The following is a 13,247-nucleotide window of genomic DNA, read 5'->3' on the forward strand; positions in this document are numbered from 1 at the left end:
TCGCGCCACAAAAGTACAGGCTAAATACCGGAGCCACGCATGAAATCTCGAATCTCAACTTTCCATCTTATGGTTTTCGGCTTGGCGATAACCATCTGCACAACTAACGTTGACGCCCAAGACGGCGCCGAGCGTGGCAAGGCGCTTGTCACACAATATTGTTCGGAGTGCCATGCCGTAGGCCTCTTGGGGGGGAGCCCGAATCCCAAAGCTCCGCCATTTCGGGAACTTTCAAAACGGTTTCCGATTGACGCACTTGAGGAAACTTTTATCGACGCCATCGACACCGGCCATCCTGGAATGCCTGTTTTCAAGGCGACGCGGGAACAGATTGATGCAATCATCGGCTACATAGCAGACGTAATGGAATAATTCTGATCCAATGATAGTGTATCCGTCCTCGACATATGGCCCGATAAAAGGGAAACACCTTCTAAAAAGAGGATGCGGTCAGAGGCCCAATGATCTGGCGACATATCGGTGAGACCAAACCTTTGAACGAGATCAAGGAAGTATTTGTTCAGAGCATCAGGTATACTGTCCTTCATCGGGGGTATGACCGCGTCCCATCATTCCAAGCTCGGATGACGCTCCGTACCAATGAAGAAAGGACCTTGCATGCTTTACGTCGACATTCCGACTCGTTCCGAATTTGCCACCCTCGTCGTTGCACGTGCCGATGCTTGCGGGTCGCTCTATTTGAAGACCACCCCTGTGACACAGGAGACATCGGCCTCGCGCATCGAGTTTGGCAATCTGATCCGTGAGGCGCAGACGCAGCTTGAGGATGCAGGCTTCGACAAGAGGGGGCTGGCTGCGCTTCTGGAGCAGTTGAACGATCTGGTTGACGATGACGAATTCTGGCGCTTCCAGGCCAACAGCCTTGCCGTTTTCGCCACGCCCGATGCGCTGCGGACCTATCGGCTCGCCAACGATCTGGTCTCCATGGTGCAGGTCGCCGACCGCTTCCACCTGAAGCCGCTGTTCCGGGCGGTGACCTTCCCGCATTCAGCCTTCATCCTCGCCCTGTCGGAGAATGCCGTACGCCTGGTCGAGATGCATGCCGATCTGCCGCCGGTAACGGTCAAGGTTCCGGGCCTGCCCAAGGACGCGGCCTCCTCGGTCGGCAAGTCGACGCTAAACGATCGTAGTTTCAGCGGCCGCATCCACGGCTCCGAGGGCCAGAATGTGCGCTTCCAGCAATATGTACGGCGGGTGGATACGGCGCTGCGTCCCATTCTGGCCGGGCGCGAGACCCCGCTCATCCTGGCCGCCACCGACCGCCTGGCTTCGGTGTTTCCGCAGATCAATTCCTATCCGCACCTGCTGCGCGAAACCATTGCCGACAGCCCGGACCGCCTGACCAACGCCGACTTGGCGCGGCGTGCGCGTCCGATCCTCGACAATGCCTACGAACAGGACCTGGGCGCCATCCGTGCCTTGTTCGACAAGCGCGCTAACGACCGCCGCACCACGACCGATATCTCGGATGCGGCCCGCGCAGCAACCTTCGGCGCCATCGACACGCTTCTGGTCGACATCGATTCAGTCGTGCCGGGGCTTGTCGACGACGCAAGTGGCGCGGTGGAATTCATCCAGAAGGACGACGCGAAAGCCTATGGTGTGGTCGACGAGATTGCCAGCCGGGCGTTCGCCAGCGGTGCCAAGGTACTAGGCGTGCGGCGCGCCGACATCCCCGGCAAAAAGGAACTTGCGGCGATTTTGCGCTATCCGCTTTGATACGGCCGGCAGGAGACCTGCCTCCCGCCAATACCGGAGGCAGGCCATCGGCACGACGGGACATGGCCATCCGTTTCGCACCCAGGGGAGGACAGCTTGTCGATCAACACCATCGTCGCAGCGCTTGCGCTCGAAACAGACAACGATCCGGTCGCGGGCCGCGCCTTGCAGCTTGCCCGCCAGCACGCAGCACGCCTTGTTTTCGTCCATGCGGTCGAAGATACGTCCCCCGGCGGTGACTTGCCGGTTTCGCTCGATGTTTCCGCACTGCACGCAATAGTGGAACGGAATGCAGTCGACCGGATCAGGCAATTGACCGGCAATCCCGGGTCCGAAGCGGTGGTGGACATCGTCGTTGAGACCGGAAAGCCATATCAGGTCATCGACGAGATCGTGCAGCGCGAAGGCGCCGACCTCATTGTCATCGGCCCGGGCAAGGCCAGGAGCATGCGTGAAAAGGTGTTTGGCTCCACGGCCGACCGCGTCGTGAGAACCGCGCGACAGCCGATCCTGGTGGTCCGGACATCGGTGGCCAACCCCTATCGGCACACCACCGTTGCCGTGGATTTTTCCACAGCGTCACGGGCGGCGGTGAAAGCTGCCTTGCGGCTTGCGCCGGATGCGGTCATCGAGCTTATCCATGCCATCGAAACTCCGCTAGCGTTCGAGCAGGCGATGCTGAGAGCGGGAACCCCGCAAAAGGAAATCGACCGCTACCGCCGAGCGAGAGCCAGCGAGGCCCGCCGGCAGATCAGCGCATCACTGGAGGAGCACGATCTTCCTCTCATCCAGGCCAAGTTGCGGATCGTCCATGGAGATGCCGCCCAGGCATTGGTGCGTTTCACCCGCCGCGGCCGAACCGATCTGATGGCGCTCGGCACCCATGGCGGCAATGCGCTTTCGCAGTTGTTGCTGGGCAGCGTCGCCCGCCATGTGTTGCACGCCGCCGGCTGCGATGTGCTTGTTTCGGCCTGATCCTGACTATACCCGAGCGGTGTAGCAATCACGTCCGCAGCACCCGGTAGATCGCCGGGATGACGAGAACGGTAAGCAGCGTCGACGAGGCGAGCCCGAACAGCAGTGAGATTGCCAGCCCCTGGAAGATCGGGTCGGCGAGGATGACGGCGGCGCCGATCATCGCCGCCAGCGCGGTGAGCAGGATCGGCTTGAAGCGGATGGAGCCTGCCTCGATCAGGATTTCCGTCAGGTTGCGGCCGGCGGGATCGACATGGCGGATGAAGTCGACCAGAAGGATCGAGTTTCGCACGATGATGCCGGCAAGCGCGATGAAGCCGATCATCGAGGTGGCCGAAAAGGGGGCGCCAAACAGCCAGTGGCCGCCGAGGATGCCGATGAAGGTCAGCGGGATCGGCGTTAATATGACCAACGGCACCTTGAACGAGCCGAATTGGGCGACGACAAGGATATAGATGCCGAGCAGCGCCACCATGAAGGCCGCGCCCATGTCGCGGAAGGTCACCCAGGTTACCTCCCACTCGCCGTCCCACAGCAGTGTCGGCGCGCGCTCGTCCTGCGGCTGACCATGCAACGAGATGACAGGCTTTTCCAGGCCGGTCCAATCTTGTACATCGAACGCTTGCTGCACGGCAATCATGCCGTAGAGCGGGGCTTCGAAATCACCGGCAAGCTCCGCCGTCACCATTTCGGCGGCGCGGCCGTTGCGTCGGAAGACCGGCAGTGAGGCACGCTCTTCGGCGACCTGCACCACGTCGCCCAGTTCCACCACACCACGATCGCCCGGCAGCACATTGGCCGGGATCGGCGTGGTCAGGAAGCGCTCGTCCAGCCGGCGCTCATCCTTCGGCCGTTCGATACGGATCGGGATCGGCTGGCGGCCCTCGCCGCGATGCGAATAGCCCACCGTTGTGCCGCCGCCGAGTATCGCGAGGGTGTCAAGCACATCGCTTTCCTCAACCCGGAAGAATTCGAGGTCATCGGTGGAGATGGTGGCACGCAGCCGTCGGGGGGCCGTGCCATAGGAATTGTCGACATCGACGATGAAGGGCACGGAACGGAAGGCCGCCTCCACCTTTCCGGCGACCTTGCGCCGCGTCTCGGCGTCGGGACCATAGATCTCGGCCAGCAGCGTCGCCATCACCGGCGGACCGGGCGGCGGCTCGACCACCTTGAGCGTCGTGCCATCCGGCATCCGCACCGTCGCAATGCGCTGGCGGATGTCGAGGGCGATGTCGTGGCTGGCGCGGCTGCGTTCGCTTTTCGGCTTTAGATTGACCGCGACCTCACCCATCTGCGGTTCGGCACGGTGGAAATAGTGGCGCACCAGGCCGTTGAAGTCGAAAGGTGCGGCAGCACCCGCATGGGTCTGGACCGAAACCACCTCGTCCATCGCCAGAACGATGCGCGCTACCTCCTGCGTCACCGCATCGGTCGCCTCGACTGACGACCCCTCGGGCAAGTCGATGATAACGGAGAGTTCTGACTTGTTGTCGAAGGGCAAAAGCTTCACCGTCACCGCCTGCGTATAAAACAACATCAGCGAGCCCAGCGTGAGTGCGCCGACAGCTAGCAGGAAGATCCAGCTTCGCCCCTTCGATGCCAGCACCGGCCGCGCGGCGGCAGCATAGAGCCGTCCTAGCGGCCCACCATGGGCGTGGCCGGAGCCATGCTCATGGAGCGGCGCCTTGCCGGCTACCTTCAGCATCAGCCAGGGCGTGACCATCACCGCAACAAAAAAAGAAAAGATCATCGCCGCCGAAGCGTTGGCCGGGATCGGGCTCATATAGGGGCCCATCATGCCCGACACGAATAGCATTGGCAGCAGGGCGGCCACTACCGTTAGCGTCGCCACGATGGTGGGGTTTCCGACCTCGGCCACCGCCTCGATGGCCGCCTGCCGTCGTCCGCGCCCGTCGCCCATCGCCCAATGGCGGGCGATGTTCTCGATCACGACGATGGCATCGTCGACCAGAATGCCGATGGAGAAGATCAGCGCGAACAGCGAGACACGGTTCAGCGTGTAGCCCATCACCCAGGAGGCGAACAGGGTGAGCAGAATTGTCACCGGGATGACGACAGCGACCACCACCGCCTCGCGCCAGCCAATGGCGAACCAGACCAGCAGGATGATGGAGAGGGTGGCAAGGCCGAGATGGAACAGGAGTTCATTGGCCTTCTCATTGGCAGTCTCGCCATAGTCGCGCGTCACTTCGACGGCGATCTCGTCGGGGATCAGCGAGCCCTTCAGCGTCTCGACGCGATGAAGGATGGCATCGGCCACGGTGACGGCGTTGGCGCCCGCGCGCTTGGCCACAGCCAGCGTCACCGCGGGAACACGCAGCACGGTTGCGCCCTCGCCTCGCGTCACGGTGGAGACCAGCGCCTCGTCCGGTTTCGTGACAAAACCGACCGTGGCGACGTCGCGCACATAGACCGGGCGACCATCGCGCGACGTGAGCAAAAGATTGCCGATGGCGGCGGGGGTGGCCAGCGTCTCGCCGGCGGCCAGCACGATCTGCTCGCCCAGGTCACGAACACTACCGGCCGGAAAAGCGCGGTTGGCGCCCTGAACCTTGCCGGCAAGCTGCTGCAAGGTGACGCCATAAAGCGCCAGTCGGGCGGGATCGGGCGCGATGCGGATCGCCTCGTCGGCGCCGCCAACCAGATAGGTGAGGCCGACATCTTCGATCTTGGCGATCTCGGTCTTCAATTCGCGGGCAATGCGGGTCAGGTCGTTGGGCGTGATATGGCTGGCCGCCTCGGCAACCGGGGCCAATGTCAGCGACACGATGGCGACATCGTCCACCCCGCGTCCGACAATCTGCGGCTCCGGCACGCCGACGGGAATGCGGTCCATATTGGCGCGGATCTTGTCGTGAACACGCAACACTGCCGTATCCGCCGACGTGCCGACGAAGAAACGGGCGGTGACCAGCACGCGGTCGTCGCTTGTCTGGGAATAGACATGCTCGACACCGTCGATGCCCTTGACGATGGTCTCCAGCGGCTCGGTGATCAGCTTGACGGCATCAGGCGCCTTCAATCCGTCGGCCCGTACGGCGATGTCGACCATCGGCACGGAAATCTGCGGCTCTTCCTCGCGCGGCAGAACCATCAGCGCGATCAGGCCGAAGACCAGCGCGGCAATGAGGATCAGCGGCGTCAGCGCCGAGGTGATGAAGCTGCGCGTCAGCGCACCAGCAATGCCGAGCGACGGGCCGGTGCCATGTTCACTGGGATTAAGCATATCAGGGAACGACAATCGTTTCGCCGGCGGCAAGGCCGGTCAGGATTTCAACATAAGCGATGCCGTCGCGCCGCATGACCTCGCCGGGCACCACGGCACGCTCGACGTCCTGGCCATCTTGCCGCACGCGCACGAAGTCGAGCCCTGAGCGGGTAGCGAGCGCTGAACGGGGCACCAGAAGCGCGTCGCGCGTACCAACCGGCACTTCGACCAGGACACGGGAATCGACGAAAGTGGTGTCGAGCCGCTCGAATTCGACATCGGCGATAACACGGCCGTTCTGAATACGTGGATAGACCTTGGCGAGCCGACCCATTGCTTCCGCGCCACTGGCCGAAACGCGGATTTCAGCGCCTTCCTTCAAGGCATCGGCATGGCGTTCGGGGATCGCCAACCTCAGGAAAAAGCCGCCTCCGCCGACAGTAGCTACAGCTTCACCGGCCATGATGACCGTATCGCGCGTGATTGGCACGCCGAGCACTACGCCGGATACCGGCGCGAGTACGGCGCCCTCCTCGCCCTGCTGGACAACGACCGAGCGTTGCGCCTGCGTGGCGACGATCTGATTGCGCGTCACTTCCACATCGGTCTGCAATTGCTCCAGCCGCTGTGCGGTGCTGACCCCGCGCTCGACCAGCGAGCGCCCGCGGGACAGTTCGGCTTCGGCTCGCGAAAGCTGGGCGTCCAGCACGCGCAGTTGCGCATCGACGGCTGCGACCTGGAAGGCAAGCTTGTCGTCCTGCACCATGGCGATGCGCTGACCGGCCGCAACCGTGTCGCCTTCCGAGACGAGAAGCTCGATGACGGTGCCACCGATGCGCGCGCGCGCCGGCACGAGATCGCGTGCCTCCACCCTTCCGTAGACCGCTTTCCATTCCGGCACGGTTTGCGTGCTGAGCGTTGAGGTGTCGATGGCAAGCACCGGGGACGTCGCCACGAGCCCGGCGGCAAGCGTCAATGCAGCCGCAGCGCGTGCAGCGGTGGGGATAGCGATACGCATGGCAGCTTTCTAGCGGTTCAGATCGAGCAGGCGGGCTTGAAGCCGAGGCGCTTCAGTACGCTTGCTGCCGGGCAGAGGCCGGTGAAGGCCGATTGGAACATGTTAAAACCGACGAAGACGGTCAGCCAAACGAAATAGGGTGACACCCACACGGTCAGCGCCACGGAAACGAGCACCATGAAGCCGGCGAATGCCAGGACGGAACGTTCGAGGGTCATGCAAATTCTCCCTGATTAATGTAACATCCTATATACGAACATATGAATGTACGCAATACGCGTTTGCCTTTGCTTGTCTGCAAGGGGCCGCTCAGGCAAATCGCGCGCAGGTAGCGCCTGTTCGCCCCGGTCAGTCACGCCATGCTTTTGGCGCAGACTGCTGTGGTGCGGCGTGCGCAGCGCCATGACGCCATCGAAAAAACCATCGCCGCGATACCGCCACCCGGAATGAATGCAATGAGGATAGCAGCAAGATAGTCGACAGGCCCGTTGAGCGCGGCATGGGTGGCCATGGTCCAGCCCGGCACCAGCATGAAGAAGATTGCTGTTGCAACGCCCCCAGCGAGGGCCGCCACGATGATCGGGTGCTTCGGCGATCTTCGTGCGGATCGCAGCTTCATGGCAGCCGACACCACACCGACAACCAGAACCAGTGCGATCAGAAGAAGGCCCCACAGCCATGGTCCCAGGCTTTCCCGCAATATGGCGAACATTGTGACGGGGTTGAAATCTTCCATGATGCCTCTCCTATGCCAGACCGCGCAGCATTGCCCTGTAGGCGCCCTTCAGGCCCTTTTCCTCGATCAGCCATGAGATCCAGAGCTCTTCGAGGGGTGAAATAAACGGGAAGGACGGCGTGAGATTGCCGTCATAGTCGAACTCGATCAGCATCGCCTTTCCGTAGGCCGTGACCATCGGGCAAGACGTGTAGCCGTTGTAGGTGGCGAGAGGCTCCTTGCCAGAGGTTTCAGCAACCAGGTTGTCCACGACGACGGGGACCTGCCATTTGACGCTTGCCGCCGTCTTTCCGCGTGGCACTCCGGCAATGTCACCGACCGCAAAGACATTCGCATAGCGTGGGTGGCGCAATGTCGCCTTCTCCGCTTCCACCCAGCCATCGGTGGCAAGCGGACCGTGCTGCCAGGGCAACGGGCTGTTCATGACCGCATCCGGCGCGCGCATGGGTGGTACGACATGAATAAAGTCGTAATCAAATGTGACCACGCCCTCTGGCGTCTCATAGGTTGCTCGTTTTGCGCCCGGATCGATGGCCTTGAGGACATGGCTGAAATTGACGGCAATGTCGCGCGCGGCAAACATTTGCGTGACGCGGTCATGTACGGGCGGAACGGAAAAGACCGTTGGGTTGTGGGCGTTATAAACAAGCTTGACCGCGCTGCGCCGTCCTTTCCGGCGCGCCAGATCGTCGGTGATGAAAGTGACCTTTAAAGGGGCGCCGGCACATTTCATCTCAGTCGTGGGCCGGCCGAACAGGCCGACGCCGCCCTGATCGACAAACGCATCGATCGCACGAAACGAGGCTGCCGCTGCAGGAGGGTTGGCATAAATGGATGCAATACCGTTCGTGCCGATCAGGGAACGATCCATACCCTCGATCCGCTCATAATCGAGTGCCAGCCCTGTCGCCACGAACAGGAAGTCGTAGGGCACACGCCGGCCAAAGCTCGTGGCGACGGTGTTCGAATCAGGGTCGAATTCCGCAACCGCCTCGGTGATCCAATCGGCCCCCGATGGCATGAAGTCCGCATTTCGGAACGTAACGTCGTCAGGGGACCACAAGCCTGCGCCGACAAGGGTGAAGCCGGGCTGAAAGTGATGCGCTGTCTTCTCATCAATGACGGTGACGTCCGCCTTCGGCATCTGTCGCCGCAGCCGCGAAGCGAGCGCCAGTCCCGCAGCGCCAGCGCCCGCAATCACGATGCGCGCCTTCGCGGAAGATGTTGCGGCCCTGACACTGGAAAGCGCGATACCGTTTGCCGCGGTAAACGCCGCTCCTGCCAAAAGGAATTGTCTTCTGTTCACCACCCGCCTCCTCTTACTTGATGATGGTTCACGAGCCTGGGGGAAGCTTGCTTCGCACCCAATCGACGATCTGTTGCGTGGTCATCGCCCCGGCGGTACGGGCCAGCTCGTAGCCATGCGCAAAAAGAATGAGTGTCGGGATGCCGCGAATGCCAAGCCGGGCAGCGATTTCCTGATGCTCGTCCGAGTTCAGCTTGATGAGCCGCAGATCAGGCTCCAGCAGCCGGGCGGCTTCTTCAAACGCGGGCGTCATCATTCGGCACGGGCCGCACCACGGCGCCCATACATCCACCAGCACCGGCACGGAGCTGCGGCCGGTCTGCTTGTCGAACATGGCCGTATCGACTTCAACGGGATGGCCGTCAAACAGAGATGCCTTGCACGAACCGCACCGGGCCTTACGGGCGTCACGCTCTGCCACCACCCGGTTTACCGTGGTGCATTGCGGGCAAACGATGGTGCGAACGGTTTCCATTGCGTCTGGCGCCTCACAAGATTTTGTCCGCTGTGTTATTCACGGGGCGATGATCCGCATTGACAAATATACGAACAAGCGTAGATATGCAACTATGAAACTTGATGTTGAAGCCATGCAACTGGCCGCCGATGAGGCTTGCGAGCTTCTCAAGGCCATGTCGAATCGTCACCGGTTGCTGATCCTGTGCCAACTGGTGGACGGCGAGAAGTCAGTTGGCCAGCTTGCCGAATTCCTGGGCATTCGGGATTCGACGGTATCGCAACATCTGGCGCTTCTGAGAAAAGACCGGCTCATCGCGGGGCGTCGTGACGGCCAGACGATCTGGTACCGGATCGAAAGCGGATCGGCGCGCAACGTCGTGGAAGTGCTCTACGCAACCTTTTGTGTGCGCACCCATACGAAGCCAGCGGGAACCTAAGGACTTGAGGTGCCCGGCGCGTTGATATCGAAACAAACCCCGCAGAAGTAGCGGGGTTTGTCGATGGTCTGGCCTCAGCTTGTGGAGCTTCGGTAGGTACGGCGCATCCGACTTCAGTCTTCCTCGGCCGTCATGCCATCTCCGTTCCCGTTCACCGATGCATTGTTGCCATCGCCGAAGCGCTTGACCTTGCCATCGACGACGTCCAGCGTTGCCGGATCGATCTTCACTTTGAGAACGTTCCCGCTGCCATCCGTAACGTGAAGCTCGTAGCAGCCATCGTCGATCTTCATCTTGTCGATGGTCCACCCGAAATCGCCGGCAAGCTTCCCCAAGGCTTCGAAGGATTGCCTCTGTTCGGGCTGGACGTCGCATTTCTCCCCGGCGAAAGCAGCGGTTACCGGTAACGCGACGAGGAACGCAAGCATTGCCAATGTCTTCTTCATGATTCCAACTCCTGAGTTGTGGTTGCTCATGAAGGAAACTATGCGGTGCAGAACTGACGTACTCCTGAGGCATAATAACAATTACCGTCAGCTTTCGGTCAGGAAGGGAAGGGAAACGAGCGGAGATGGAGACCATGAACCGTGCGGTGGTGAGCGCGTTCAAAATGCGCGTGGCATCATGAGGCTTGGCTATCAGTCTTTCTGGAATGCTTTCCTGTGCGGGAACGCACCCTTGGCGATGTAAAGCTCCTCGGCCGGGGTCGATGCGCGGCCAAGCACGGCGTTGCGATGCGGATGCCGCCCAAAGGAAGCAATGACTTCGCGGACGTCCCGTGCCTGCTTGACCAGCGGTCCATAGATCGGCCGCAGCGGGACCGGCGCGTCCGCCGCGATTTTTTCGCGCAGGCTGATCAGACGGTCGAGGCGCTGCAAATGGTCAAAACCTTCGCAATGGCCCAGCGGCAAGCCGAACACCACCTGGAACCACGGCGTTTCAAGCGCGGAATAATGCCCGTTGGAAAAGCCTTCGGTCGCCAGCGCCAATGCGCGAGGATCTTGAGCAAAGGCGCGCGCATCGTCTCGCCAGACAGAGCGCGAAAACTGGTCGAGGATGATAATCAGCGCCAGCCGGCCATGCGGGTCGTGCGCCCAGTGGTCGAGCGCGCCGGCGGTGGCCTGTTCGGTGAGGTCAGAAAAGCGCGCCACGATCTCGTCATCAGCACCGCCCTGCATGCGCCAGAACCAATGCGCACGATGCGTCTGCGCATCGAGTGTCAGAGAGTGCCCTTCAGGAAACCAGAAATCGAGGATATCGTCCCACTCCTGACGATCTTTGACGGGCTTCATATCAAATTCCGCTTCCAAAATTCCGGGTACGTCTCTTAACATAAAACCCGCGCCGGGGCGGCGCGGGTTTTGCTGCGATGCCGCTCGCTCAGGTGGAGGCCCGCACCACTGTCTGCTCGGGTGCCGGTTCGATGGCCGCCCCGGCAGTGGCCTTTGCGGCAGCCGGAACGCGCAACAGGCGCATGCCGTTGAGAATGACGACCAGCACCGACAGCTGGTGAACCAGCATGCCGCCCGCCATATGGATGGAGCCGGTATAGACGCCGGCCAGCAAGCCCAGCACCGTCAGCACAGCGATGACCAGGTTCTGGCGCATATTGGTCAGCGTGGCACGCGAGATCTCCATCGCTTCGGCGATCTTGCCGAGTTCGTCGGTCATCAGCGCGATGTCCGCCGTCTCGATGGCGATGTCACTGCCGCTGGCGCCCATGGCGATGCTGATATCGGCGGCCGCCAGTGCCGGGGCGTCGTTGATGCCGTCGCCGACCATCGCCACGCGAAAGCCTTCTGTGCGCATGGCCCGGATTTGCTCGAGCTTGTGGTCGGGCATCATGGCGGCATGGACCTCGCCTACGCCGACGGCGGCGGCGATCGCCTCGGCCGCCGGGCGCTGGTCGCCGGTCAGCATCACCACCCGGCGCACGCCGAGCGCATGCAGCCGATCGATCATCGGCTTGGCGCTGGCGCGCGGCATGTCGGCCAGTCCCAGCAAGCCGACGACCGTGCCATCATGCGCCACAATAACCACGGTGTGGCCAAGCCCGTACAGGCGGGCAATGCCGGCCTTGGTCTCGGCGTCGAAGGCAATGCCGAGATGATCGAACAGGCGGTGGCTCCCGACGGCGATCTGCGCGCCATCGTGGCGGGCGATCAGGCCCATGCCGGCGATTTCCTCCAGCGCCTCAGCGGTGGGCAGATGCCCTTGCGCCCGCGCGGCCTCGATGATCGGCCGGCCAAGCGGATGGTTCGAGCCGGTTTCGGCAATCGCAGCCCACAGCAGAACGTCTTCCTTGCTCTTGCCCGCCAGCGCTACGATTTCTGCAAGGCGCGGCTGGCCTTCGGTCAGCGTGCCGGTCTTGTCGAGCGCAAGTGCCGTAATGCGCCCGGCATTTTCCAGATGCTCACCACCCTTGATCAGGATGCCGGCGCGGGCCGCCCGCCCGATCCCGGCCACCACGGAGACGGGTGTCGAGATGACGAGTGCACCAGGGCAACTGACGACGAGCAGTGTCAACGCCAGCTCAATGTCGCGCGTCACGACATAGCTGACGACCGCCATCACGAACACGCCCGGCGTATACCAGCGCCCGAAGCTTTCGATCATCCGCTGGGCCGGGGCCTTGGCTTCCTGCGCTTCCTCGACACGGCTGATGATGCGGGCCAGCGTGGTATCGGCGCCGACGCCGGTGGCGCGCAGGTGCAGCAAGCCGTTTTCGGCCAGGGTTCCCGCAAAGACGCGCGAGCCGGGTGCCTTTTCCGCCGGGATCGGCTCGCCGGTGATGGCGGCCTCGTTGACAGCGGCGGTGCCTTCGATCACCTCGCCGTCGACCGGCAGACGCTGGCCGGCCTTGACCAGAACCGTTTCGCCCAGAACCACCTCATGGGCGGCGATCTCGACCGGCTGGCCATCGCGCAGTACGGTCGCCGTGATGGGGGCGGCGTCAAGCAGCGCTTTCAGCGCACCACGGGTGCGGCTCATGGTGCGCGTTTCCAACCATGCTCCCAGCATGAACAGGAAAGTGACGGCGGCCGATTCCCAGTGATTATCGATGAACAGTGCACCGATGGCGGCGACGATGACCAGCAATTCGATGCTGAGATGGCGCAGCCGCAGCGATGCCCAGGCCCTGAGCGCAATGTCATAGCCGGCAAGGACCGCGGCAATCGTCATCAGCGGTGCCCACGGGGCCGCCAGCCCGAAGCCATAGTAGGCGACCAGCGCGACGGTGATGAACAGGCCACTGGCAATGGTCAGCCATTTGCGCCGGTCGGCTGGGTTTCGGTAAACGGCGGTCAACCGGGATAACATGGAACGTCTCCTTCACAGGTAAG

13 protein-coding genes are annotated in these 13,247 nt (G+C 62.2%); 4 read left to right on the top strand and 9 right to left on the bottom strand.

The features are described 5' to 3' along the window. Positions 1-39 precede the first annotated feature (39 nt). The 3 genes from MKS82_RS10870 to MKS82_RS10880 all read left to right on the top strand — a co-directional run bounded on the left by MKS82_RS10870 (position 40) and on the right by MKS82_RS10880 (position 2,715). A complete protein-coding gene (locus MKS82_RS10870; protein ID WP_240578829.1) occupies positions 40-372 on the top strand; it encodes a c-type cytochrome in 333 nt (110 codons plus the stop codon). A gap of 228 nt (positions 373-600) precedes the next feature. After that, entirely contained in the window at positions 601-1,740 is a 1,140-nt protein-coding gene (locus MKS82_RS10875; RefSeq protein WP_240578830.1) for a baeRF11 domain-containing protein, read from the top strand. A gap of 96 nt (positions 1,741-1,836) precedes the next feature. Continuing rightward, a complete protein-coding gene (locus MKS82_RS10880; protein ID WP_240578831.1) occupies positions 1,837-2,715 on the top strand; it encodes a universal stress protein in 879 nt (292 codons plus the stop codon). A 28-nt stretch (positions 2,716-2,743) separates the two neighbouring features. Here MKS82_RS10880 and MKS82_RS10885 read toward each other — a convergent pair whose 3' ends face one another. The 6 genes from MKS82_RS10885 to trxC all read right to left on the bottom strand — a co-directional run bounded on the left by MKS82_RS10885 (position 2,744) and on the right by trxC (position 9,482). Continuing rightward, positions 2,744-5,965, bottom strand: a complete 3,222-nt coding sequence (locus tag MKS82_RS10885; protein WP_240579024.1) for an efflux RND transporter permease subunit — start codon at positions 5,963-5,965, stop codon at positions 2,744-2,746. A 1-nt stretch (position 5,966) separates the two neighbouring features. Continuing rightward, on the bottom strand, positions 5,967-6,965 hold the full coding sequence (locus tag MKS82_RS10890) for an efflux RND transporter periplasmic adaptor subunit (RefSeq protein WP_240578832.1): 999 nt from the start codon (positions 6,963-6,965) through the stop codon (positions 5,967-5,969). Between the two features lie 17 nt (positions 6,966-6,982). After that, positions 6,983-7,183, bottom strand: a complete 201-nt coding sequence (locus tag MKS82_RS10895; protein ID WP_035026717.1) for a YgaP family membrane protein — start codon at positions 7,181-7,183, stop codon at positions 6,983-6,985. A gap of 134 nt (positions 7,184-7,317) precedes the next feature. Continuing rightward, positions 7,318-7,701 carry a DUF5368 family protein gene (locus tag MKS82_RS10900; RefSeq protein ID WP_240578833.1) on the bottom strand — a complete coding sequence of 128 codons (384 nt, stop codon included), beginning with the start codon at positions 7,699-7,701 and terminating at the stop codon, positions 7,318-7,320. A gap of 10 nt (positions 7,702-7,711) precedes the next feature. Continuing rightward, positions 7,712-9,007 (bottom strand): NAD(P)/FAD-dependent oxidoreductase, encoded by a 1,296-nt coding sequence (locus MKS82_RS10905; RefSeq protein ID WP_240578834.1) that lies wholly within the window; start codon positions 9,005-9,007, stop codon positions 7,712-7,714. 28 nt (positions 9,008-9,035) lie between these two features. Further along, positions 9,036-9,482 carry a thioredoxin TrxC gene (gene trxC, locus MKS82_RS10910; RefSeq protein ID WP_240578835.1) on the bottom strand — a complete coding sequence of 149 codons (447 nt, stop codon included), beginning with the start codon at positions 9,480-9,482 and terminating at the stop codon, positions 9,036-9,038. Positions 9,483-9,576: 94 nt separating this feature from the next. On the opposite strand from trxC, the gene MKS82_RS10915 reads away from it, so the two are divergent. After that, positions 9,577-9,903: an ArsR/SmtB family transcription factor gene (locus tag MKS82_RS10915; RefSeq protein ID WP_240578836.1), complete on the top strand. Its 327-nt coding sequence runs from the start codon at positions 9,577-9,579 to the stop codon at positions 9,901-9,903. Positions 9,904-10,016: 113 nt separating this feature from the next. Here MKS82_RS10915 and MKS82_RS10920 read toward each other — a convergent pair whose 3' ends face one another. The 3 genes from MKS82_RS10920 to MKS82_RS10930 form a co-directional block, all read right to left on the bottom strand. Beyond that, positions 10,017-10,349 carry a PepSY domain-containing protein gene (locus MKS82_RS10920; protein ID WP_240578837.1) on the bottom strand — a complete coding sequence of 111 codons (333 nt, stop codon included), beginning with the start codon at positions 10,347-10,349 and terminating at the stop codon, positions 10,017-10,019. Positions 10,350-10,541: 192 nt separating this feature from the next. Further along, positions 10,542-11,195: a DUF924 family protein gene (locus MKS82_RS10925; RefSeq protein ID WP_240578838.1), complete on the bottom strand. Its 654-nt coding sequence runs from the start codon at positions 11,193-11,195 to the stop codon at positions 10,542-10,544. An 88-nt stretch (positions 11,196-11,283) separates the two neighbouring features. Then, positions 11,284-13,224 carry a heavy metal translocating P-type ATPase gene (locus MKS82_RS10930; protein ID WP_240578839.1) on the bottom strand — a complete coding sequence of 647 codons (1,941 nt, stop codon included), beginning with the start codon at positions 13,222-13,224 and terminating at the stop codon, positions 11,284-11,286. Positions 13,225-13,247 lie beyond the last annotated feature (23 nt).

The sequence above is a fragment of the Ochrobactrum sp. A-1 genome (assembly GCF_022488005.1).
GTDB lineage: Bacteria > Pseudomonadota > Alphaproteobacteria > Rhizobiales > Rhizobiaceae > Brucella.